Source organism: Amphritea atlantica (assembly GCF_018860855.1).
GTDB lineage: Bacteria > Pseudomonadota > Gammaproteobacteria > Pseudomonadales > Balneatricaceae > Amphritea > Amphritea atlantica_A.
The window spans coordinates 62,810-85,043 of record NZ_JAHKQE010000049.1; the positions used below are offsets into that span (position 1 = coordinate 62,810).

Consider the following 22,234-nt stretch of genomic DNA (forward strand, 5'->3'; position numbering starts at 1 on the left):
GTTAAAATGAGAGTTGTTCGTAATGAATATGGGCGGCCGGTATTTTCAATGACTTCAGGCTCTTATTAACCGCGGTAATCATCGGTTTTGGCCCACATAAATAGACCGTCCAATCGTACGGAGCGATAGCGTTGATAACCTGCTCCAGACAGGGGGTATCGATAACGCCTTGATAGATATCGTTGTCATCCGTCGCAGTGGCACAAACTAACTGTTGTTTAAAGTTAGGCATGGTTTTCTCTAAGTGTTTGATCTCGTCCTGCAGTACCATCTGATCGAGATGGTTATTACCGTATATCAGGCGTATCGGCCGCGGATCATTCTGTTGGGCTAAGCCTCTAAGTAGACTTAACATCGGGCCGATACCCGCGCCGCCTGCGATTAATACGATCGCTTTCGCGTTAGCAGATTCCGCTAAACTAATGCTGCCGTAAGGGCCATCGACATAGACATCTTGGCCCACCTTGAGGGTATTCAACTTTGAGGTGTAATCACCTAGGTTACGAATAATAAAGGAAATCTTTGGTAGATCTGCGTGGCATGACGCAATCGAAAATGGATGCTCTTTTACGCCGCCACTGTGTTGGCTGGTGTTTAACCACACAAACTGACCGGCGGCAAAGGTAAAATCTGAAGCACCTTGTTTCTCGATGGTGACCTGCCAATCGGTACGGCTAACCTGAGTAACATCAAGCAGCTTAAAGGGCTGTGAGCGCAGTGCTAGCGGTTTAATGAAATAGTTATATAGCACCATTCCTACAGAGGCGGAGCACAGAGCCCACCAAATAAGATTGAAGCTTGCCTGAAACTGGCCATGACTACCGACGGTTGTTACATGCAGTGTGGCGAGTATAGTGATGACCACAAAACCTAACATATGGGTAAAACGCCAAGTTTCGTAACGCATCTGCAGGCTATCTTTAAAGATTGCGGTGAGTATCCAGATAATCATGCCGACCCAAGCGATCAGTCCGGTGAGCATTTGTGGGGCGGTAATGACGGATATTAAACTGTGTACACCATCGTTGAACGACACCATAAAGCGGGGAGCAAGAATGAGCACCGGATGTAAGAGAAAAATAAGCCCCAGCCATTGACCGATTTTCTTATGATGCGAAATGTTCCAATCAATATTGGCGAACAACGGGATGCGCTTTAAGCGGCTAGCCAGTGGAAATTGCAGATAAAAAGCCATCATGGCTAGGGTGTTGATGATGGTCAGGGTTGTGGCATACAGCGTTTTATCTTCCATATCCAATGTCAATGTGGCGAGGAAGGGTAGCGACATTAAGCTTAAATACCCCAGTATTAGCCAACGTTTCTGACCAAATTTAAAGGCGAAACGGTCACTGGACCGACCTAAAAGGGTTGATAGAGTCGTCATTGTTTTCATCCAACGTAATAGATTGTCAGGCACTAAGTGCTAGATGCAGATTAAATTCCTCTCTAATAATGAATTATGGGCTCCAAATGCAATATAACCATGGATAGATTGTGGATTAAATAAGGAAATTACTCAGGTAACGCCGACCATCATGATTGGCTTGTTGGTTAATGCCTGATTTAAAAAGCGATAACCGTGTCTAAGTTGGCTATCATCATCAGGGTTCTGGAATGGAATCCTCATCGCTAGATGGCACAAAATGATGATTGCAGCCGTAGGCAATGACGGTCTAACAGGATAGGATTGGCGCTGAGGTATATACGTGCCGATAGACAATAACAAGGAGTATGGAACATGACTGATCCCGTCAGCAGCTTTGCGATTAATTTCGTAGCAATTCTTGGCGGCATTCTGCTGTTGACCATTATTGGAGGGCTGATTGCAGGGCTGATTATTTATCAGATTGATAAAAATCAGACGAAACAAACCATCCGACGCAATTATCCGCTGTTTGGTCGTTTCCGTTATATGTTTGAACACCTAGGTGAGTTCTTTCGGCAGTATTTCTTTGCGATGGATCGTGAAGAGATGCCATTTAACCGGGCCCAGCGCAGTTGGTGCTATCGGGCGGCCAAGAATATTGATAACACTATCGCCTTTGGTTCTAGTCGTGATTTGCGTACCCCCGGAACCTACTACTTTCTTAACTGCCCATTTCCAACCTTGGAAGAGGATGCAGTGAAAAATCAGCCATTACAGATCGGGCCTTTCTGTCGCCAGCCATACGACGCTAAATCCTTTTTTAATATTTCCGGTATGAGCTTTGGGGCGATTTCTAAGCCTGCGATTCTGGCGCTTTCGAATGGTGCTCGGGAAGCGGGCTGTTGGATGAACACCGGTGAAGGGGGTCTATCGCCTTATCACCTCGAAGGAGGCTGCGACATCGTCTGTCAGATCGGTACAGCTAAATATGGTATGCGTGATGAGCGCGGTTTGCTGAGTGACGAAAAACTTAGAGAAAAGGCAGCCTATAAACAGGTGCGGATGTTTGAGATTAAACTGAGTCAGGGAGCTAAACCTGGCAAAGGTGGCATGTTACCAGGGGCGAAAGTCACCGCAGAGATTGGTGCTATTCGTGGCATACCCGAAGGGGTTGCTTCGATCAGCCCGAATCGTCATGTCGAGGTTGATTCGGCGGATGACCTGTTGGATATGGTCAGCCATATTCGCGAAGTAACCGGCAAGCCGGTGGGCTTTAAGTTAGTGCTGGGCTCGACCGGTTGGTTGGATGAGTTTTGTCAGCGAGTGGTTGCTCGGGGGCTTGAACAGGCGCCGGACTTTATCACTCTTGATAGCAGTGATGGTGGAACCGGTGCGGCACCGATGCCGTTGATGGACAGTGTGGGTCTGCCATTGCGGGAGAGCTTGCCAATCTTGGTGAACAAACTGATTAAGTACGGCTTGCGTGAACGTGTGCGAGTGATCGCGTCAGGTAAGTGCATTAACCCAACGGATGTAGCAGCAGCCCTGTGTATGGGGGCGGATTTCTGTGTCAGTGCTCGAGGCTTTATGTTCGCCCTCGGTTGTATTCAAGCATTACAGTGCAATAAGAATACCTGTCCGACGGGGATCACCACCCACAATAAAGATCTGCAGCGGGGCTTAGTGCCTGAAGATAAAGCGGTGCGGGTGACTCACTATCACAACAATATGGTTAAAGAGTTAGAGATGATCGCGCACTCCTGTGGCGTGCCTGAGCCGAGAAAGCTGAAACGTAAGCATGCGGCGATGGTGGTTGATAGTGGCCGGTCAGTACCGTTGGATGTGCTTTACCCCGAGGTATAGTCTTTACGGGATGTAAAAAAGCCTGCACTCGATGCAGGCTTTTTTATGTGGTGAGTTTAGGCTTCATCGACGAGGTCATCGAACCAACGTTCATCATTAATTTGATATTCGAGTTCTTTTCGTTGTCTGCGCTCTTCAATGGCGCGTCTAACGGATAAGCTTTTTTGGCTGGCTTGTTTTTGTTTAGCTTGCTTTTCATGCTCATCAATACCAACGATGATATCGAAGATTTTGGTTTGGATTTCGTTTAGATCCTGGTCTTTTCGTATAAGCATCGCAATGACTCCTACACCTTCTGCAAAGCTTACCTGAAAGCCGTTTAAGTGAAGAGACTAACAGGCCGTTTAGCATTTCTGATTAACAGGGAATCTCTTTTTTATAACACTCAAAAGAGAATATCAATAAATTATAGGCCTAAGCGGAGGCGCTAACGGATACTGATCTTGCCGTACAAGTGTTACAGAAATAGGAAAACGGGGGGCGATTTATTCTTCAGGCTTGCGTAAAGGGAGGCGTTTATCGTTCTGGCGCAGGCTTTTAAGGCTACGTTTGATCGTTTTGAGATGATCCAACAAGCCCGGTCCGAGCTTCATGGCAACACCGACCGCCAACACATCGATAACGACGAGGTGTACCACTCGGGATGACATCAGTGTGCTGAGGTCTTTATCTTCTTCAAGATCAATATGGATAGCGATACTGGCTAAATCAGACAGCGGGGTGTTACTCGGGCAGAGGGTGATAACGGTTACACCGGCATCTTTAACCAGTTTTACTGCATGTAACAGATCTTTGGTCCGGCCGGTTTGGGAGATAGCAATAACCACGTCCCGTTCAGTGAGCGTTGTCGCAGAGATCATCTGCATATGTGGATCGGAGTAGGCCGACGCAGCAATTTTAAGCCGGTGAAACTTATGTTGGGCATCATTACACACGGGTGCTGAGGCGCCAAAACCGTATAGCTCTAACCGGTTTGTGCTAGCGATGGCGTTAATCGCTTCTTCTAGAGTGTTGGCGTCGAGTTCTTCTCTGACTCGCATCATATTGCCGACGGTCGAATCGAAAATCTTCTGCTTAAACTCACTGACGGTATCTTTCGTATTAAGAGAGAACTGCTCAAAGTTGGCATTACTTGCCAGCCCTTGGGCCAGCGTCAGTTTGAAATCCTGAAAACCATCGTAATTAAGTGCCCGACAAAAACGGACAACAGTAGGCTCGCTCACATTCGCTTCTGAGGCTAGATCGACAATCCGCATATGAATAACGTCGGAAGGGTTTTCCAAGACGTAATCAGCAACTTTTTGTTCTGATTTTCGCAGACTGGGTTTAGCATCAGCGATAGATTTAAGTAGATTAAGCGACTGCAAACTGGTTTCCGTTTTCTGATTATGCGTAACAGAAAGAGTATATCAGTAATTCCGAGCAATAGAATAAATGGCTCTATCATTATTGCTGCATTTTATGTTTGCGAAAACAAAACTTCGGGCCTTTGCTTACTATTTGAAATTGCAGCTATTATAACTTGGTGCTATGTTCAAGGGCTCATTAAAAAACATACAATAACGTTAGATACCGATAGAATTAGAATGACGAATATGGAGAAGCCTTGTGAAACGTCGTGATATTGTCAAAGTCCTCGGTTTAGGGGTCGCTGCTGCAGGTTTAGCGGCCTGTACTGAGGAAAAAGAAGCGGTGGCTGCTGATTGTGCACAGCCCGCTGCTGCTATGCCAGAAAAACCGGAAACCGTTGAATGGAAAATGGTAACGGCTTGGCCGAAGAATTTCCCTGTTTTGGGTACGGGTGCCAATGAACTGGCTGAATTGATTGGCCAGATGTCCGGTGGTCGGATTCATGTCAAAGTGTATGGCGCTAACGAGTTGGTTGGTGCGTTGGAAATTTTTGATGCTGTTTCCCGTGGTACTGCGGAAATGGGTCATGGCGCTTCTTACTATTGGAAAGGCAAAATCCGTGCGGCGCAATTCTTTGCTGCGGTTCCGTTTGGGTTAACGGCTCAAGAGATGAACGCTTGGCTTTACCAAGGTGGCGGTATGGAGCTTTGGGAAGAAGCGTATGCTGAATTTGGTCTGATTCCTGGTGCTGCGGGTAACACCGGCGTGCAGATGGGTGGCTGGTTTAACCGAGAGATTAACAGCGTTGCCGATCTAAACGGTTTGAAAATGCGGATCCCTGGGCTAGGTGGTGAAGTGCTTAAGCGTGCGGGTGGTACACCAGTATTACTGTCCGGTGGTGAAATCTTCCCGTCGCTGCAGTCTGGGGCTATCGATGCAACCGAATGGGTTGGGCCTTATAACGATCTAGCATTTGGTCTGCATAAAGCCGCTAAATTCTATTATTACCCAGGCTGGCATGAGCCAGGCACCACTCAGGAGTGTTTCATTAACAAAGAAGCTTTTGAGAAATTGCCAGCGGATCTGCAGTTGATTGTACGTAGTGCGCTACGCATCGCTAACCAAAATATGTTGGCTGATTTCACGACGAAGAATAATCAGGCATTGCAGCAGTTAGTGGACGAAGAAGGCGTTGAATTACGTAAGTTCCCTGATGATGTACTTAGAGAGCTTAGAACGTTATCGGCTGAAGTTGTTGCTGAAGAAGCAGCAAAAGATCCGATGTCACAAAAAGTATACGATTCGTTTGTGAAGTTCCGCGAACAGTCGATTAAGTGGCATGCGGTTTCTGAACAGGCTTATCTCAATGCTCGTTCAATGAATTGATTTGCGCTATAAAAAAACCCGCTAATTAGCGGGTTTTTTTATGTCTGTCGTGCGGTTAAGCTCCGTGAGTTTAACCATAGACCAGATGGGGTAGCCAAGTCGCTAGGGCTGGCCATTGTGCCAGTGCCATCAATGCAACTAACTGAATCATAATAAAGGGAATAACTCCTTTGTAGATCTGCATAGTTGAAATACTGGCGGGTGCTACACCACGAAGATAAAAGAGAGCAAAGCCAAACGGCGGTGTCAGGAACGAGGTTTGCAGGTTAAGGGCGATCATGACGCCAAGCCAAATAGGATCGAGTCCCATGGCGAGTAGTATCGGGGCAACAATCGGCACGACCACGAAGGTGATCTCGATAAAGTCCAAGAAGAAGCCGAGTAAGAAAATCACCAACATGACGAGTGCAACAGCACCAAACACCCCACCCGGTAGGTCGGTTAGGAAGTTACGCACCAGATCATCACCGCCAAAACCACGGAACACCAGTGAAAAGATTGAAGCGCCCACGAGGATGATAAACACCATCGAGCTGACTTGAGTCGTGGAGCGCATCACCTCTTTCAGAATTTGTAAGGTGAAGCAGCGACGCATCATGGCTAACAGGATAGCGCCCAAAGCACCCACTGACGCGGCCTCTGTCGGAGTCGCCCAGCCACCTAGAATAGAGCCTAACACCAAACCCACGAGAAACACGGGCGGAAGCAGAGCAAAGAGAACGCGCTGAAATAGGTTGTCTACGGCATCCCGTTCTTCTTTGGGAATGGCTGGCACGGTTGTTGGGTGGAAGATCGCTTTAAATATGAGGTAAGAGATATAGGCGCTTACCAAGAGAAGGCCGGGCAGCAGCGCACCGAGGAAAAGATCACCCACCGTGACGGTTTTTGGTGAATAAATACCTTGGTCCAGTTGCGATTGTTGGTAGGCCGACGAGATAACATCCCCTAGTAATACCAGCACGATCGATGGCGGGATAATCTGTCCCAGTGTACCGGAGGCACAGATGGTGCCTGTAGCAACACCTGGATCATATCCGCGACGTAGCATGGTTGGCAACGAAAGCAGGCCCATGGTGACGACGGTCGCTCCCACGATACCGGTACTGGCGGCCAGTAACATACCGACAATAGTGACGGATATACCTAAACCACCTCGAACAGGGCCAAACAATGTGGCCATGGTATCGAGCAGATCTTCCGCGATTTTGGATTTCTCTAGCATCACTCCCATGAAGACAAACAGAGGCACGGCGATCAATACCGAGTTATTCATAATACCAAATAAGCGGTTTGGTACGGCTTCAAGGAAGCTCGCTTCAAAATGACCGGTCATAATGCCGATTGCCGCAAAAATAAGACCGGTGCCCGCCAGTGAATAAGCAACGGAGTAGCCGAGTAGAAGAACAAAAATAGCGCCGAAAAATAGCAGCAGAGGGAGAAGTTCTATCATATTGGATGCTCCTGAGAGTCCTCATCGATCAGGTGTGCCTGCCCGGTTAAGACGAGAATATTACGTCCGAGTTCGGCGATGCCTTGTAAAATCATTAGTACTGGCATAATTAATAACGAGGTTTTTAGAAGGTATAACGCTTCAATACCGCCCGCTTCTTGTGAACCTTCCATGGTATGCCATGAGAAGGCGACATAATCCCAAGAGATCCAAAAAATAAAGACGGATACGGGTAATAGCAGCATCAAAATACCAATAAGATTGATGATAGCTTTGCCGCGCTCACTTAATGGCCGATAAAAAATATCGACCCGTACGTGCCCGTCATGCTTGAGTGTATAGCCAGCCCCGAGGAGGAAGACAAAGCTATGCATGTAGATAATAGACTCTTGTAATTGGACATTGCCGATGTTTAAAACATAACGCATCACAACGACAATAAAGGTCACCAGTACCATCAGCAGCGTCAGCCAGGCAATACTGCGCCCAGTCCATTCGCTGAAGCAATCCAGTCCTTTTACGAGGGTCGCGAGAGGATTTTTGTCATTCATGGTTCATCTTCCGCTAGGTGCTTGCAATTCAGCGGGGGAGTATACAATAAAAAGAGATAGCGAATCAGAGGATTAATGCTTGAGAAGCCGGATAAAAGTGGTTTAATGCCGGAATCTTTCAATCCCGTATAACAGCTGCAAAATGATTTCGGCGCTGTACAATAGGGGAAAATAGAGTTTTGGAGTTTATCTGATGTCACAATGGTCGCTAGAAAAAGAGCTTAAAGCGCTCGATGGCTGGCAGTTAAGTGCTTTCTCGGTTGCTATCGCAGAGCGTATGTTTCCTAACTTTGCGCTGTTTTCAACCCTGCTTGATTTTGGTGATCGTGATCAGGTGCGCAGTATCATTGATGGTGTGTGGAATAAGCTGGGAAACACCGGTGCGACGATGAATTTTGAGGTTCAGCAGGCGAATGTTGAAGCCAATATGCCGGATCTCGATATCTTTGAAATGTATGGTGCCTCACCTGCGCTGGATGCGATGGTGGCGTTAGACTTAGCCATCAACTGTTTATTAGAGCCTAACCGTACTGATGCAGCCAATGTAGGTCATCTATCACTGGAATGTGTTGCGACCTTTATTGAAGTAACCGCCGATACGGATATGTCTGATGAAGCGTTGCTACGCTACATCGGTGATCACGATATGATGCTGCAGGAAGAGAGTTTTCAAGAAGAAGTCATTCAGCGTCTTGCCGGTGTTAAAAATGCCAGTGCTGGATTGATCAAGCAGCTGAAAGTGTTATCGGCTAATGATGGCATCAGCAATATCGGGGTTAGTGAAGAATAATGCTGCGCTTGGGTTTATTGTTATTGATTCTGCCGGGTGTCGTGTTGATGGGTGTATTCTGGTCGGAGCTGAGCGACGTTAATGCGTGTTTATCAGCGGGTGGCTCGTTTGACTATCACGCATCTGTTTGTGATATGAATAGCAGTCACGCGTTTGTTCCTTTTGCTGCCCGAAATCCTCTGTTTGTTAATTTAACTATGCTGGCCTCTGCGGTTGGTTTTTGCTGTTGTCTTTTCGGCCTTTATGTCCGAGGCCGCTGAATAAAAGGATTTTTCGATTATGCGACGTTTTTGGTTGGGCCTGTTGTTGGTGGTCATTGTGGGGGCTGTCTATAGTTGGTTGAATGCACCTCAGTGGCTCGAAGGCTGGAATGAAGAGCATCAAGAGATGCTTAATAGGCAGCGTCAGGCGGGTATCTCCGCTGGTGAAACGACCGATCAGCAAGGTTGTGTTTCTATGGCATTGCAGCGGGTTGAACATTGCGATGATTCTGAATACCGCTGCACGGTGGGTGGTGGCACCTTCTTTAAAGCCTGTTGGCAGCAGAGTCAGCCATCGGCAACGGTGTGTAACGATATCCCGCCTTACCATGAGAAACCGACCGAGGATGATAAAGCCTGGGTTAAAGACCGCTGTATTGAACAGGGCTTTCTGGCGAAAGGTTGCCGTTTGATCATGCGCCAGCAACAGCAACTGTGTAGCGCGAGCGCTGGGTAATAAACAGTCAACAGGAAAGGTAAGGTCGCTTAAACGGCCTTACCTTTTTACTTCCTAGATGGTCAAAATAAGTTTGCCGCAAACGTGACCACTCTGACTCAGTGCGAATGCATCGGCGGCGTTCTCCAGTGCAAAGGTATTACCAACCTGTAGTTTAAGTTGTCCGTCGGCCACTAACTCACCAATTTTATGCAATTGTTCGGCCGAGGGTTCACAACGAATCGCTTCGACTCGGCGTCTTTGCGCCTTGCCTGCAGCGATAACCTGATCTTTAGTCACCGATGGCAGCGTTACGAGAATACCGTCGGGTTTGAGACAGGGCAGGGCTTGGATGCCGGTTTCTCCACCGACACAGTCGATCACGAGATCAAAACTATTGGTATACTCAGTGAGGCTTTGATGGCGGTAGTCGATGGTCTGTTTACAACCGAGAGACGCCAGAAGTTCATGATTATGTGATGAGGCGGTGCCTGATACCTGAGCTCCAGCCCATTGAGCGAGCTGAACCGCGAGATGACCGACGCCGCCCGCAGCACCCAATATCAATACTTGCTGACCGGCTTTCAATTCGCCTTTATCAAACAGCGCCTGCCAAGCGGTTAAGCTGGCTGTTGGCAAGCCTCCGGCGGTAACAAGGTCGACAGCATCGGGCAGTTTGGCTATCTGGTCTGCTGGGGCGGCAATATATTCGGCATAACAACCGGCTGGCTGAGGGAAACGGATCATACCGAATACGGCGTCACCCTTTTTAAAATCGGTATCGCCTGCCTCTTCGATAATGCCCGAAAACTCCCAACCGGGAATAAAGGGCATCTCTTTAATAAAGCTGCTGGCCCCGCCACCGGAGCAGGTTTTCCAGTCGATGGGGTTAACCCCAACAGCGGCTGTTTTAACCAATACTTCGCCAGAAGCTGGCTGAGGTCGAGATTGTTTACTGTAGATCAGCTCATCAAGGCCACCAAACTGATGTATTGATATTGTATGCATAAGAGACTCCGGTGAATGATGGGTGATTTTTATTCGTAGGCGGTTTTGATCTGCACATAAAGTTATAGGCTAAAGCCACCACTAATGCAGTTTATTTCTGTTAATCTTAGCATCCTAAATAGTAATTGATGGTGATAAAAAAATGACTCTGGCGGTGTTGGAACAGCTGTTAATGATGGTAGGGTTTGGTGTCTTTTTGGTGTCACTGATACTCTATGTTCTGCGAACCAGTGATGTGAAATCGATACTGGTGTTTTGGCAGGCAACCATTAACTTTACTAAACGAGAGTTTATGATTAACCGGGTCGGCTTATCGATGATGCTGCTAGCCGTTATCGTACGTTTTTGTAACCACTTTTTTGCCTGATTCGGATCGTTAATCAATTGAGGGAAAGATGAAAGGAAATCCATTACGCGGCGCAAATTTTTTATTGCGCGGCTTGGCTATGTTGCCAGAAAAAGGGATCCGACACTTTGTCGTGGTACCGTTGTTAATTAATATCTTTATTTTCACCGGTGCTATTTGGTTGTTGTTTGATCAGATGGGCTATTGGATCGATTACCTGCTGAGCGCTATCTTACCGGATTGGGACTGGCTACAATTTTTACGCTATCTGTTGTGGCCATTGATTGCGGGACTCGTGCTGATTTTGGTGTATTACAGCTTCAGTGTGGTGGCGAATATTATTGCCGCCCCGTTTAATGGCATTCTATCGGAGAAAGTAGAGCAGCGGCTGCGCGGTGTAACGGTGACCGACTCGGGCTGGAAAGAGATCGTGGCGTTGATTCCGCGGACGATCGCTCGAGAGCTTTCTAAGCTGGTCTACTATCTGCCGCGCCTACTCTTCTTGATCATTTTGGCTTTTATTCCGGTGCTGGGCATGATTGCACCTATTTTATTATTCCTGTTTGGTTGCTGGATGATGGCGATTCAGTACTGTGATTATCCGATGGATAATAATAAAGTCAGCTTTCGACAGATGAAAGATTCCCTTAAGCAGCGTCGTTTTACCTCTTTGGGCTTCGGTGGTTTGATCTCGTTGGGAATGATGGTTCCGTTGCTTAATCTGTTGCTGATGCCAGCGGCTGTTGTGGGTGCGACTATCTTTTGGGTTGAAGAGTATACCAATGGCAGTGAGATTGATTTAAGCGGTCTAATGGGTCAGGAGCAACTGGACGATAAGCGTTAATCAGGGGTTAAATTGACCGATTAACTCAAAGCGCACACCTACTCGTTAGGGTGCGTTTTTTTATGCGTGAACCTTGGGTATCGTTAGTCTTGTTCGGTTTCTTCGACGTCGGCGGGGATGATCAGTTCATTCGGGAAGTGACAGGTGAAGGTACTGCCTTTGCCTAGATGGCTACTGATCGTCAGCTTACCACCGTGTCGCAGCATCACATGTTTGACGATTGCTAGGCCTAAGCCGGTGCCGCCACTGTCAGATGAGCGGCTCTCATCAACCCGATAAAAGCGTTCCTGTAATCGAGGAAGGTGGATGCTGTCGATACCGGGCCCGTTATCTTGTACCGCGAAGTGGCCACCCTCTTTATCGGTCCACCAGCGTAGTTTGATCGTCCCTTTCGCCGGGGTGTAGCGCACCGCATTGAATACTAAATTCGAGATCGCACTATAAATCTCGGATTCCTGACCTAACAGGGTGCTGCTGTTTTCTAGATCCAGTTTAATTGTCTGGTTTTTGTCCTGCCCTAGCACGAGGCCATCTTCGCGGATACGGGTGACGATAGCGTGGAGAGGGATCGGTAGCTCATCGGCGACGTGGGCGCTGGTTTCCAAGCGGGATAACAGCAGCAGATCCGCAACGAGATTTTCCATCCGCCGAGATTGACTCTCCATCTGACTCAGGCCGCGTTGTAGCGGGCGTGGCAGATCTTGGTCGAGAAAGGTCTCAAGATAGCCACGGATCACGGTGAGTGGTGTGCGCAGCTCGTGAGAGGCGTTGGCGACGAAATCCTGACGGGTTTGCTCCAGTTGTTTAAGGCGAGAGATGTCTCTGGCAACGAGAATACGATCACCGGCACCGAAACGGGTAATGCGGTATTCGAGCACCATATCTTTCTGAATCGGCGAGGTTAGCTGCAGAGGGTCGTCATACATATTTTTACGGTAATAACGCACAAAGCGCGGATCGCGTAGCAAGTTCATCACCGAGCGGCCCCGATCTGTCTGGGCTTTCATGCCGAGTAGCTTTTCGGCGGCTCGATTCCACCATTCCAAGTGGTTCTGCGCATCGATAATCACGATGGCATCACTCAGGGCGGCGGATGATTGCTGGAAGCGGTGGATGACGTTGCGTAGCGATTGGGTTCGTGACAGCTGACGCTTTTGATCTCTGGACAGTTCGTCGAACAGTTCGCCCCAATAACCTCGGCTTTCAGGCACATCGGTATGGTCGCTACGCATGAGCCACTGCTGCAAGCGATTAAACTGCTTAACTTGATACAGGGCCCAGCCCAGTAGCGCCAGTGCTAGCGTCCATCCGGGATAGCCGATAACAAAGCCAACCACTAAGCTAACCGTTGCGGTGAGCGCAAGATTGCTGGTGATTGAATGGCCGGAATTGTACATCAGTCAGGCTCAGGCTGACTGGGATGAAAAGCGGTAACCCGTACCGCGAACGGTTTGGATTAGATAGTCATGGCGTTCGCCGAGTGCCTTACGCAGCCGCCGGATATGAACATCAACAGTACGCTCTTCGACATAGACGTTACCGCCCCATACTAGATCAAGCAGTTGGCTACGGGTGTAGGCACGATCTTGATGGGTCATGAAAAACTGTAGTAGGCGAAACTCTGTTGGCCCAAGTTCCAGTGGCTTGAGTTCAGAACTCACCCGATGGGATACCGGATCTAGGGTTAAATCATCGACTGTAATCGGCTCTTCGATACCTTTCGGCGTGGTGCGTCGCAGTACGGTTTTCAATCGGGCAACCAGTTCCCGAGGGGAGAAGGGCTTAGTGATATAATCATCAATACCGGTTTCCAGTCCTTGGATCTTATTATCTTCATCGGTTTTAGCGGTTAGCATGATGATGGGAATATCCGCTGTCATCTCATCCTTTCGCAGACGCCGTGCGAATTCGATCCCGCTAATGCCAGGCATCATCCAATCCAGTAAAACCATATCTGGTTTACAATCTACAATCATTGGATGCGCGGCTTGTGCGGAATCCGCTTCGACACAATCGTATCCAGCCATTTCGAGTGCAACAGCGATCATCTCGCGAATCGGAGCCTCGTCATCAACAATCAGAACGCGTTTACCCGACGTCATGACCAATCACCTCATTTATTTATAATGTATTAAGACGGTCATTAGATTATGAAACTGTTACAGAAATATGACAAAGTCGTCCGCCATGCAAGAGTATTTGTTTTTAAATGGTTAGGTAGTGCAGAAATAGGCCGATAAAAACCGCCATCCCCGCATAATTGTTGTTGAGAAAGGCGGTAAAACAAGCTTCCCGCTGACGCTCTCTGATGAGGTATTGCTGATAGATAAAGAGTCCCGCCATCACCGTCACACCGAGATAGAACCAGATCGATAGATGTAATTGAGCGCCAACCATAAGCAAAATAATCAGGGTGAGTAGCTGCAATATGCCGATAATCACTTTATCCATATCGCCGAATAACACGGCGGTGGATTTAACCCCGATACGAATATCATCGTCCCGGTCGACCATGGCATACATGGTGTCATACACCACGGTCCAGATAACCGCTGCGGTATAAATGAGCCAACTGATGAGTGGTACTTCACCAAGGGTCGCACTAAAGGCCATAGGTACAGCCCAAGAAAACGCCATACCCAATACCACCTGCGGTAGATGGGTGTAGCGTTTCATAAAGGGATAGCAGAACGCGAGAATAACGGCGCCTATCGATAGATAGACGGTGGTGGTATTGGTAAATAGTACGAGCGCAAAAGAGGCCAGCAGTAGAACAACAAACAGTATTAAGGCTTCTTTGGCAGAGATTCTACCGGCAGGTAGCGGGCGTTGTGCCGTTCGCTTTACATGAGCATCAATATTGCGGTCGGCAAAATCATTGATGACACAGCCTGCGGAGCGCATCAGGAATGTTCCCAGAATGAAAATAAACAACAAGCCGTATGAAGGAATGCCCTCAGCGGCAATCCATAGAGCCCAGAGGGCCGGCCACAGCAGCAGAAAACTGCCGATCGGTTTGCTGATTCGCATAAGGTCGCCACAGGCTTTCAACTTCTGCCAAGCGGGGCTAGTGTTTTGAGTACCGGGTTGCATCATTAATGATCCATCGTTATTTGTGCCGATAGTTTACCTGTTGCAACGCTGGCAGGAAAACTTCAGCAACAAGAAGAGGTTTATTCGCTAAGTAGAACAACGAGCGGCGTGCCCAAGTGGTTTCGCCATTGCTCAGCGATATGCGGCTGATCTCTAGAGGGGAGCGTTTCATGGTGGGGTCACGAAATAAAATACTTCCCAGTGAGCGAGTTCCGAGGGTATGGAGTTTGCGCTGTTTACCGGTCAGAGTGGAGGCTGGAATAATGGTTCGGGCAAAAACCCAAGGCTGATTATGGCCAAGTAATTGGACTTCCCGAATCAGCACTTTTTGTCGTGTTGGGATTTTTAGCGCTTGAGCTTCAGCGCGGCTGGGCCGTCCCCAACATTGGCGTAGCACTTTGACTCTAAAATCACCCTGACTGGCGTGGATCAGATGCTGTGTTAACGAGCCTTCATCCAATAGCCATTTTCGCCAGATACGCGGCGCATCGGTTGTTGCAGGGCGTTTTAAGGCATGCCAACAGGTAGCAAAACGGTTCTGATTGAGAGCGACAGGCACAATAATTTCTCAGCAAAAAAAGTGGCCGTATAGTACCCTAACCGGAGGTAAAAGTATTGGTTTGCATCGCTCAGGATTAAGTGGAAAGTATGGTTAAAACGCAGCAAGTCTATTCAGCGGAACAGGTAGAACAGTTGACCCGTCAGTGGGTCGAGAGCATGGTTGTCGGTTTGAATCTATGCCCCTTTGCCGCCCCAGTGGTCAAGGATCATTCGCTGCGTTATGCGGTGACGGAGGCTGAAGGTGGCGAAGCGCTGGTCGCGGCTTTTTTGGCTGAGGTTGAGCGATTGGTTGAGGCCGATGAGCAATCGCTATCAACCACACTGTTCATTGTGCCGACGGGGCTGGCAGATTTCTATGATTACCTCGATCAGCTGCAGTTGTTTGAAAACTTACTGCAAGAGGCGGGTTTAGAGGGCGTACTGCAATTGGCTAGCTTTCATCCAGGTTATCTCTTTGCGGGGGTGGCGGAAGATGATCTCAGCCATTGGAGCAATCGAGCACCTTGGCCAACCTTTCATATTATCCGAGAGGCTGAGATGAGTCGGGCATTGGCGCACTATTCACATCCAGAACAGATTCCAGAGCGAAATATTCAACGGTTAAGAGCGTTAGGCCGAGAGGCTCTCATTAAACGTTTTCCGCCTTTTGCCGATTATTGCTAGATCGATTGATAACGCTTTCTTCGTGCCTCAATTGTCGGTGCTCTTTGTGTGAGGATTTGTGGCACGTCACTTGTTTTTCTATCCGCATAAAAATTCATCAAAATCGGCCTTATCCCCCATATATGTTGGCTAATCTGGCTATCTTGAGTACCCGATAGCGGCGAACTACGTTAAAATTTCTGAGCAGCATCTGCGTCTGAAATCAGGTAATGCTGCGTCAAAATAATAATGCTCAGCGAGATAAGTTGTACGCCGAACGAGAGATAACCAATGTAGGATGAAGGCGTGTCAGTTGATCTAAAGAGGGGCTCCCAGAATATGGGAAATAAGCGTCACTCATCGCGTAAAGTGGGTGAAGCCGTTTGTGATATGCAAGGTGATTTGTGGGACCTTGACGGCATATTTTTGATCTCGATGAAACAGCTAGTGCCGGGCTGGAGTGGTGGTACTTTACCGTCAGAGATCATGCCCGAGTTAAAAAATACCGGTAAGTTTCATGCGCATGGGTTTTTACTCACGGCTGAGCCGGTTGCTGGTGGGAAGATTGGTTTGCGCATCTGTGTCTTTGATGACTAAGGGCACTTGATCTAACGCGTCGTGAAATAGAAAAGGCAGCACGAAGGCTGCCTTTGATTTATCGAATGATACGATTTACTTCTTATGTTCGACTTCGCGGACTGTCCGTTTAATCTCTTTCAAGCTGCTATGTCGCACATCCGTGCCGCTTACCAGATAGATAAGATGTTCCGCCATATTACGGGCATGATCACCAATCCGCTCAATACTACGTAATATCCACATGACATTCATGATGCTAGTGATATAGCGTGGATCTTCCATCATGTAGGTCATCAATGAGCGCATTGCGGTGCGATACTCAGAATCGACTTCTTTATCCTGCTTAGCCACCTTATAGGCCATCTCCGCATCGCTGCGGGCAAAGGCTGTGAGGCAGTTCTGTAACATATCACGTACCAAGTTGCCGATATGCCGGACTTCTTGGAAGCCGCGGACATTTTTGCCATCATCCGCCAGTTCAATGGCATAGCGACAGATGCGGCTGGTTTCATCGCCGATGCGCTCGAGGTCGCTAACCGCTTTACTGACGGAGATAATCAGCCGTAGATCGGCGGCGGCAGGTTGACGACGGGCGATAATCAGCGTGCACTGTTCATCGATCATCATCTCCATATCATTGATGCCCTGATCGCTTTTGCGGGCTTGTTCAGCCTTATCGGTATCACCCGTGACCAATGCTTCTACGGCCTCGCTCAGTTGACGTTCAACGAGGCCTCCCATGGTTAGCAACTCGGTGCGGATCTGCTCCAGCTCTTCATTGAAGCTCTGGGAGATGTGATTGCTATGACGGTCCTGTTCGTAACTCACTATAATTCTCCCCTAATTAACCGTAACGACCGGTAATATAGTCTTCGGTTTGTTTCTTTTCTGGATTGGTAAACAGACGATCTGTTACCCCGAATTCGATCAGATCGCCCATATACATAAAGGCGGTGTAATCAGACACCCGAGCCGCTTGCTGCATGTTGTGGGTGACGATCACGATGGTAAAGTCTTTCTTTAATTCGTTGATCAGCTCTTCGATCTTCAGTGTTGAGATCGGATCCAGTGCGGATGCTGGCTCATCCAGCAACAAGACCTCTGGTTTCACCGCGATAGTACGGGCGATGACCAGACGTTGCTGCTGACCGCCGGACATGCCTAAAGCGCTCTCGTGCAGACGATCTTTGACTTCATCCCAGAGAGCGGCGGATTTCAACGCCCACTCAACGGTTTCGTCGATGACACGTTTTTTGTTAATACCCTGAATCCGCAGACCGTAGGCAACATTTTCGTAGATGCTTTTCGGAAATGGGTTGGGTTTCTGAAACACCATGCCAACACGACGACGTAGATCAGCAACATCCACACCGCGTTCATAGATGTTTTGTCCATATAGGCTCATCTGGCCTTCGATACGACAGCTATCAACCAGATCGTTCATCCGGTTAAAGCAGCGCAACAGGGTGGATTTACCGCAACCGGATGGGCCGATAAAGGCAGTCACCCGATTTTTAGGGATATCCATGGTGACGCCGTGCAGGGCACGTTTGTCGCCATAGAATAGCTCGAGATCACGCACTGTCAGGGCAATGGTCTCATCTTCAAGGCGCAGACTCTGATTCTGGCGCTGAAGAGCGGAAATATCGATTGAATGGGTCTTAGCTTCCATAGTCATCATTAAACCTATCTAGTGTTCGGCTTACATCTCAAGCGCTTTGTATTTTTCGCGTAAATGGTTACGGATAGCAATGGCTGACATGTTCAGCAGTGCGATAACCAAAACCAGCAGCAGAGCGGTGGCATAAACGAGCGGCCGAGCTGCTTCAACATTGGGGCTCTGGAAGCCCACATCATAGATGTGAAAACCCAGGTGCATAAATTTTTGATCCAGATGGATGAACGGGTAGTTACCATCTAAAGGTAGGCTAGGCGCTAGCTTAACAACCCCCACGAGCATTAGCGGGGCCACTTCACCGGCCGCCCGAGCAATCGCCAAGATAACACCGGTCATCATCGCTGGGCTTGCCATCGGTAAAACCACTTTCATCAGTGTTTCAAACTTGGTTGCGCCGAGCGCTAGGCTACCTTCACGCAATGCTCGAGGAATACGGCTGAGGCCTTCTTCTGTTGCCACAATCACCACCGGTACCGTCAGCAGTGCTAGGGTCAGGGAGGCCCACATTAGACCTGGCGTACCAAAGGTCGGGGCAGGCTTAGCGGCAGCGAAAAATAGATCATCAATATTGCCGCCAAGAAAGTAAACAAAGAAGCCCAAGCCGAATACACCATAAACAATGGAGGGTACACCGGCGAGGTTATTGACCGCGATACGGATGAGTCGGGTGACAAAGCCCTGTTTAGCATATTCGCGCAGATAAACCGCGGCGATAACGCCAAAAGGAGTCACCAGCAACGACATCAGCAACACCATCATCACGGTGCCGAAGATAGCGGGGAATATACCCCCTTCGGTATTCGCTTCGCGGGGCTCATCACTCACAAACTCCCAGAGTTTAGCCGCATAATGGAGCATTTTCTCTCCAGTATTCATCGCGTTAGGGCGGAATATACGCACGATTTTAGCCAGCTGAATCTCAACAACTTTGCCGCCGGCCACTTCTGCGGTTAAGGCGTCCCGGTTAATCTGTGTATAAAGGTCTAGCAAACGTTGTTGCATTCCTTCATAAGCAGCATCGAGCTCTTTACGACGCTGATTGATTGCTGCGTATGGCGCCTGATCGGTCACATTATCGAGTTGTAAGCCTCGTTCTTTCAAACGTAGACGCTCCAACTCGTAATTGATAGCACCGATCTCATGCTTCTCAATGACTAAAATATCTTCACGAATTTTCAAGGCACGTTCAACGCGCTTATCAAGCTCTGCCCATAAGGCAATATATTCCGCTGACTGATCATAACCATCGACACGGGCGATCTCTTTACCTGACTCTTTGAGCGAGCGGAGGTAACCATAAAGGTTACCCCATTCCCGTCGTTCAGCGGTGAAGAGCATGGCGGGCTTCGATTGGTCTGTGAAAAACTGTTCCAGCGCCCAGCTAAAGTCAGAGCCGTACACATCACGGTTACCGACTTTCAACAGATGTCGGGTAGAAAATTCAGTATCATCCGGAATTTTAATACCCGCTTCAATCAACTGTTTAGTGAGCACTTCATTGGTTTCGACAACCTCACCGGCAATCGTTTTAGACTGTCCATCGACGGTATAAGTGCCCTGAACAATGTCGGCTGGCCAGAAGTGACTCAGGCCACGTACGGCAATTAGCCCTAGCAGGCCGACCACCATAATCAGGCTGATCGCAACTGCACCGGCATTCAGCCATACCCAGGGTGAACCGGATTTAAACCATTCTTTTACTGAGATGTTCATATCTGTTATTTCCTCAACAGCCCAGGTTACAGGGAGCCATATTTATTGCGTAGCCGCTGACGTATCACTTCTGCCATCGTGTTAACGGCAAAGGTGAACATAAACAGCACAAAGGCGGCTAGGAAGAGAATTCGGTAGTGAGTACTGCCGACTTCAGATTCCGGCATCTCGACAGCGATATTCGCCGCTAGCGTACGCATCCCTTCAAAAATATTGGCGTCCATAATCGGTGTATTACCGGTCGCCATCAGCACGATCATTGTTTCACCGACGGCTCGGCCCATACCGATCATCACGGCCGAGAAAATACCTGGGCTTGCGGTCGGTATCACCACCCGTGTCAGGGTTTGCCACGGTGTTGCTCCGAGTGCTAGTGAGCCATAACTCAGATGCTTTGGTACGGCAAAGATGGCATCTTCGGTGATGGAGAAAATAGTCGGAATGATGGCAAAGCCCATGGCAATACCGATGACCATGGCATTACGTTGATCGTAAGCGATACCTAAGTCATTCGTGAGCCAGTGGCGCATATTGCCGTCAAATAGCGTCAGCTCAATCGAGGGACTAATAGAGATACTGAACCAGGTCGCTAGCATAATGACAGGAATCAGGAGTAGGGCATCCCAGCCATCGGGCACCAGCCAACGAATCTGTTTAGGCATCTGCGCCCAAGCATAGGCAAAGGCTAATACGGCCAGAGGTATCATGAGCAAGGTGACAAAGATACCGGGTAAGTTTTCCTCCATGAACGGTGCCAACCAGAGGCCAGCAAGAAAACCTAGGATAACGGTGGGGAGGGCTTCCATTAACTCGATAAAGGGTTTCACCTTACGGCGTAGCGTCGGCACCATGAAGTAAGCCGTGTAGATCGCGCCACAGATCGCTAAGGGTGTAGCGAGTATCATCGCATAGAAAGCGGCTTTCAGGGTGCCGAAGGCGAGCGGCATTAGGCTGAATTTGGGCTCAAAGTCGTTGTTGGCTGCCGAAGACTGCCAAACATATTTAGGTTCCTCATAACCTTCATACCAGACTTTGCCCCAGAGTGAACTCCAAGACACTTCAGGATGTTCGTTATCGATATGCAGCAGTGTTAATTTGCCACCTTCTTCAATCAGGGCCGCATTAGCTCGAGGTGCGAGCGTGATCATCGATGCGTTCGCTTGTGCGACTTTTTCGGCCAAGACATTGACGTTGGCGGTGGTGTTATAGAGGCGTAGTTCACCGGCGGCATCAATAGTAGCGAAGCCTTTACGGCGGTGCTCAATCGCTAAATCTGAAACGGAGGTATTGCCCGTATCGAATGAGCGGATTTTAGTCATCTGCCACTCGCCTTGATCATCACGCACCAAGAACCACTCTGAGACGTCACCCTCGGCGTTACCCAACAGAAGCGCGTTGCCGCCAAGGAGTAGGTCAAAGGTGGTGATTTTGCTAGATGAAGCTTGTAATACTTGGGTAATGACGGGCGCATCTTGATTACGCAGATTTACCACCGCCATTTTGCCACTCTCGCCGGCAACAAATAACCAAGCAAGATCTGGCATGAGCAGCATTTTTTTAATCTTAATACCGAGATCTGGCAGTTTAGTCGTCGACTCTTCGAGTTCTACGTCACCGGTAAACATGTTCTCGGTTTGCGAGATAAAGATCGCCTGTAGATTTTCTTGATTGCCGCCGATGAGTGCATAGCTGCCTTCACTACCGCTGATGGTCAGATGCTCTAAAGCCGTTGATGCGACATCGATAGGCTGTTCACCCAAAGGGTAGGCAATATTCGGCAGAATAACCCGCTTACCATCTGGATAGGTCGACTTATAGGTATGCTTGAAGACCAGCGCTTGGCCGTTACTGAGTCCGAGAGCAAACATACGGCTGTTCTCGGATACCATGGCGAAGCTGGTAATGGTTGCACCGACGGGCAGTGAGGCTTGAATGCTTTTAATCACCTCACCAGAGGTCGTACTAAAAAAGATAATATTGCCCTGATCGGTAACCCGAATGCCGATCTCAGCTTGCTCTTCCATCGCCATATAAAGCGTTTTTCCAGCACCGGGAACCGCATAAGGCTCAACAACCTGATCGTTGTGTACCCAAGGCTGAACTTCAGCCGAACGAAACATCGGTATGACTTCATAAAGAAGATAGAAAAAGATCAAAAGGATCGCGATGATGACGCTGACGCCACCGAGACCGATGCCAACGCTGGCCACCTTGTCTTTGAGTGCCCGGAGTTTACGTCCACGGCGTGCTGCCGGCGTATTAAAATCCAGATCAGGAATAACGGAGCTGTTCTCTATACTCATGACAAATTTCTACAA

The 22,234-nt window shown here is 48.6% G+C and carries 22 protein-coding genes; 8 read left to right on the forward strand and 14 right to left on the reverse strand.

The features are described 5' to 3' along the window. Position 1: 1 nt before the first annotated feature. Positions 2–1,384 carry a ferredoxin reductase family protein gene (locus KO512_RS19880; protein ID WP_215954063.1) on the reverse strand — a complete coding sequence of 461 codons (1,383 nt, stop codon included), beginning with the start codon at positions 1,382–1,384 and terminating at the stop codon, positions 2–4. 354 nt (positions 1,385–1,738) lie between these two features. Between KO512_RS19880 and KO512_RS19885 the strand changes: the two genes are divergently transcribed. Further along, positions 1,739–3,229, forward strand: a complete 1,491-nt coding sequence (locus tag KO512_RS19885; protein ID WP_215954064.1) for an FMN-binding glutamate synthase family protein — start codon at positions 1,739–1,741, stop codon at positions 3,227–3,229. Between the two features lie 56 nt (positions 3,230–3,285). Here KO512_RS19885 and KO512_RS19890 read toward each other — a convergent pair whose 3' ends face one another. Continuing rightward, positions 3,286–3,504, reverse strand: coding sequence for a PA3496 family putative envelope integrity protein (locus KO512_RS19890; protein ID WP_215954065.1), 219 nt, complete (start codon positions 3,502–3,504; stop codon positions 3,286–3,288). Between the two features lie 210 nt (positions 3,505–3,714). Further along, positions 3,715–4,596 carry a MurR/RpiR family transcriptional regulator gene (locus KO512_RS19895; protein ID WP_215954066.1) on the reverse strand — a complete coding sequence of 294 codons (882 nt, stop codon included), beginning with the start codon at positions 4,594–4,596 and terminating at the stop codon, positions 3,715–3,717. Between the two features lie 241 nt (positions 4,597–4,837). Between KO512_RS19895 and KO512_RS19900 the strand changes: the two genes are divergently transcribed. Continuing rightward, the gene (locus KO512_RS19900) at positions 4,838–5,965 is read left to right on the forward strand and encodes a TRAP transporter substrate-binding protein (protein WP_215954067.1); all 1,128 of its coding nucleotides are present in this window, start codon (positions 4,838–4,840) and stop codon (positions 5,963–5,965) included. Between the two features lie 70 nt (positions 5,966–6,035). On the opposite strand, the gene KO512_RS19905 is transcribed toward KO512_RS19900, so the two are convergent. Together KO512_RS19905 and KO512_RS19910 are read right to left on the reverse strand one after the other, a co-directional pair. Continuing rightward, positions 6,036–7,415, reverse strand: coding sequence for a TRAP transporter large permease (locus tag KO512_RS19905; RefSeq protein WP_215954068.1), 1,380 nt, complete (start codon positions 7,413–7,415; stop codon positions 6,036–6,038). Continuing rightward, positions 7,412–7,966 carry a TRAP transporter small permease subunit gene (locus KO512_RS19910; protein ID WP_215954069.1) on the reverse strand — a complete coding sequence of 185 codons (555 nt, stop codon included), beginning with the start codon at positions 7,964–7,966 and terminating at the stop codon, positions 7,412–7,414. The genes KO512_RS19905 and KO512_RS19910 overlap by 4 nt, the downstream gene beginning before the upstream one ends. A gap of 193 nt (positions 7,967–8,159) precedes the next feature. Between KO512_RS19910 and KO512_RS19915 the strand changes: the two genes are divergently transcribed. Together KO512_RS19915 and KO512_RS19920 are read left to right on the forward strand one after the other, a co-directional pair. Further along, positions 8,160–8,756, forward strand: a complete 597-nt coding sequence (locus KO512_RS19915; RefSeq protein ID WP_215954070.1) for a YjaG family protein — start codon at positions 8,160–8,162, stop codon at positions 8,754–8,756. A gap of 279 nt (positions 8,757–9,035) precedes the next feature. After that, complete coding sequence (locus tag KO512_RS19920; RefSeq protein ID WP_215954071.1) at positions 9,036–9,473, forward strand: hypothetical protein; 438 nt, start codon at positions 9,036–9,038, stop codon at positions 9,471–9,473. Positions 9,474–9,527: 54 nt separating this feature from the next. Here the strand turns inward: KO512_RS19920 and KO512_RS19925 are convergent, their stop codons facing one another. Then, positions 9,528–10,460, reverse strand: a complete 933-nt coding sequence (locus tag KO512_RS19925) for an NADP-dependent oxidoreductase (RefSeq protein ID WP_215954072.1) — start codon at positions 10,458–10,460, stop codon at positions 9,528–9,530. A gap of 142 nt (positions 10,461–10,602) precedes the next feature. On the opposite strand from KO512_RS19925, the gene KO512_RS19930 reads away from it, so the two are divergent. Together KO512_RS19930 and cysZ are read left to right on the forward strand one after the other, a co-directional pair. Continuing rightward, positions 10,603–10,827: a hypothetical protein gene (locus KO512_RS19930; protein WP_215954073.1), complete on the forward strand. Its 225-nt coding sequence runs from the start codon at positions 10,603–10,605 to the stop codon at positions 10,825–10,827. A gap of 28 nt (positions 10,828–10,855) precedes the next feature. Continuing rightward, on the forward strand, positions 10,856–11,650 hold the full coding sequence (gene cysZ, locus KO512_RS19935) for a sulfate transporter CysZ (RefSeq protein WP_215954074.1): 795 nt from the start codon (positions 10,856–10,858) through the stop codon (positions 11,648–11,650). An 83-nt stretch (positions 11,651–11,733) separates the two neighbouring features. On the opposite strand, the gene phoR is transcribed toward cysZ, so the two are convergent. The 4 genes from phoR to KO512_RS19955 form a co-directional block, all read right to left on the reverse strand. After that, positions 11,734–13,047, reverse strand: coding sequence for a phosphate regulon sensor histidine kinase PhoR (gene phoR / locus KO512_RS19940; protein ID WP_215954075.1), 1,314 nt, complete (start codon positions 13,045–13,047; stop codon positions 11,734–11,736). 9 nt (positions 13,048–13,056) lie between these two features. Next, entirely contained in the window at positions 13,057–13,752 is a 696-nt protein-coding gene (gene phoB, locus KO512_RS19945) for a phosphate regulon transcriptional regulator PhoB (RefSeq protein ID WP_215954076.1), read from the reverse strand. A gap of 103 nt (positions 13,753–13,855) precedes the next feature. Beyond that, positions 13,856–14,746 carry a 4-hydroxybenzoate octaprenyltransferase gene (gene ubiA, locus KO512_RS19950; protein ID WP_436792286.1) on the reverse strand — a complete coding sequence of 297 codons (891 nt, stop codon included), beginning with the start codon at positions 14,744–14,746 and terminating at the stop codon, positions 13,856–13,858. Between the two features lie 13 nt (positions 14,747–14,759). After that, positions 14,760–15,302, reverse strand: coding sequence for a chorismate--pyruvate lyase family protein (locus KO512_RS19955; protein ID WP_354667756.1), 543 nt, complete (start codon positions 15,300–15,302; stop codon positions 14,760–14,762). Positions 15,303–15,391: 89 nt separating this feature from the next. Between KO512_RS19955 and KO512_RS19960 the strand changes: the two genes are divergently transcribed. Together KO512_RS19960 and KO512_RS19965 are read left to right on the forward strand one after the other, a co-directional pair. Next, positions 15,392–15,967, forward strand: coding sequence for a DUF1415 domain-containing protein (locus tag KO512_RS19960; protein WP_215954077.1), 576 nt, complete (start codon positions 15,392–15,394; stop codon positions 15,965–15,967). A gap of 318 nt (positions 15,968–16,285) precedes the next feature. Then, positions 16,286–16,543, forward strand: coding sequence for a hypothetical protein (locus KO512_RS19965; protein WP_215954078.1), 258 nt, complete (start codon positions 16,286–16,288; stop codon positions 16,541–16,543). A gap of 75 nt (positions 16,544–16,618) precedes the next feature. Here KO512_RS19965 and phoU read toward each other — a convergent pair whose 3' ends face one another. The 4 genes from phoU to KO512_RS19985 are packed head-to-tail and all read right to left on the reverse strand — an operon-like array spanning position 16,619 to position 22,219. Continuing rightward, on the reverse strand, positions 16,619–17,353 hold the full coding sequence (gene phoU / locus KO512_RS19970; RefSeq protein WP_215954079.1) for a phosphate signaling complex protein PhoU: 735 nt from the start codon (positions 17,351–17,353) through the stop codon (positions 16,619–16,621). Between the two features lie 16 nt (positions 17,354–17,369). After that, positions 17,370–18,203 (reverse strand): phosphate ABC transporter ATP-binding protein PstB, encoded by an 834-nt coding sequence (pstB, locus tag KO512_RS19975; protein ID WP_215954104.1) that lies wholly within the window; start codon positions 18,201–18,203, stop codon positions 17,370–17,372. A 24-nt stretch (positions 18,204–18,227) separates the two neighbouring features. Continuing rightward, the gene (pstA, locus tag KO512_RS19980; RefSeq protein WP_215954080.1) at positions 18,228–19,916 is read right to left on the reverse strand and encodes a phosphate ABC transporter permease PstA; all 1,689 of its coding nucleotides are present in this window, start codon (positions 19,914–19,916) and stop codon (positions 18,228–18,230) included. A gap of 26 nt (positions 19,917–19,942) precedes the next feature. Then, on the reverse strand, positions 19,943–22,219 hold the full coding sequence (locus KO512_RS19985; protein WP_215954081.1) for an ABC transporter permease subunit: 2,277 nt from the start codon (positions 22,217–22,219) through the stop codon (positions 19,943–19,945). Positions 22,220–22,234 lie beyond the last annotated feature (15 nt).

Bases quoted from the DNA above. Each gene is read 5' to 3' on its own strand.
- KO512_RS19965 (WP_215954078.1), top strand. From the start codon at position 16,286: ATGGGAAATAAGCGTCACTCATCGCGTAAAGTGGGTGAAGCCGTTTGT.
- KO512_RS19930 (WP_215954073.1), top strand. From the start codon at position 10,603: ATGACTCTGGCGGTGTTGGAACAGCTGTTAATGATGGTAGGGTTTGGT.
- pstA (WP_215954080.1), bottom strand. From the start codon at position 19,916: ATGAACATCTCAGTAAAAGAATGGTTTAAATCCGGTTCACCCTGGGTA.
- pstB (WP_215954104.1), bottom strand. From the start codon at position 18,203: ATGACTATGGAAGCTAAGACCCATTCAATCGATATTTCCGCTCTTCAG.
- KO512_RS19905 (WP_215954068.1), bottom strand. From the start codon at position 7,415: ATGATAGAACTTCTCCCTCTGCTGCTATTTTTCGGCGCTATTTTTGTT.
- KO512_RS19960 (WP_215954077.1), top strand. From the start codon at position 15,392: ATGGTTAAAACGCAGCAAGTCTATTCAGCGGAACAGGTAGAACAGTTG.
- cysZ (WP_215954074.1), top strand. From the start codon at position 10,856: ATGAAAGGAAATCCATTACGCGGCGCAAATTTTTTATTGCGCGGCTTG.
- KO512_RS19985 (WP_215954081.1), bottom strand. From the start codon at position 22,219: ATGAGTATAGAGAACAGCTCCGTTATTCCTGATCTGGATTTTAATACG.
- KO512_RS19925 (WP_215954072.1), bottom strand. From the start codon at position 10,460: ATGCATACAATATCAATACATCAGTTTGGTGGCCTTGATGAGCTGATC.
- phoB (WP_215954076.1), bottom strand. From the start codon at position 13,752: ATGACGTCGGGTAAACGCGTTCTGATTGTTGATGACGAGGCTCCGATT.
- KO512_RS19880 (WP_215954063.1), bottom strand. From the start codon at position 1,384: ATGACGACTCTATCAACCCTTTTAGGTCGGTCCAGTGACCGTTTCGCC.
- KO512_RS19885 (WP_215954064.1), top strand. From the start codon at position 1,739: ATGACTGATCCCGTCAGCAGCTTTGCGATTAATTTCGTAGCAATTCTT.
- ubiA (WP_436792286.1), bottom strand. From the start codon at position 14,746: ATGATGCAACCCGGTACTCAAAACACTAGCCCCGCTTGGCAGAAGTTG.
- KO512_RS19910 (WP_215954069.1), bottom strand. From the start codon at position 7,966: ATGAATGACAAAAATCCTCTCGCGACCCTCGTAAAAGGACTGGATTGC.
- KO512_RS19920 (WP_215954071.1), top strand. From the start codon at position 9,036: ATGCGACGTTTTTGGTTGGGCCTGTTGTTGGTGGTCATTGTGGGGGCT.
- KO512_RS19890 (WP_215954065.1), bottom strand. From the start codon at position 3,504: ATGCTTATACGAAAAGACCAGGATCTAAACGAAATCCAAACCAAAATC.
- KO512_RS19915 (WP_215954070.1), top strand. From the start codon at position 8,160: ATGTCACAATGGTCGCTAGAAAAAGAGCTTAAAGCGCTCGATGGCTGG.
- phoR (WP_215954075.1), bottom strand. From the start codon at position 13,047: ATGTACAATTCCGGCCATTCAATCACCAGCAATCTTGCGCTCACCGCA.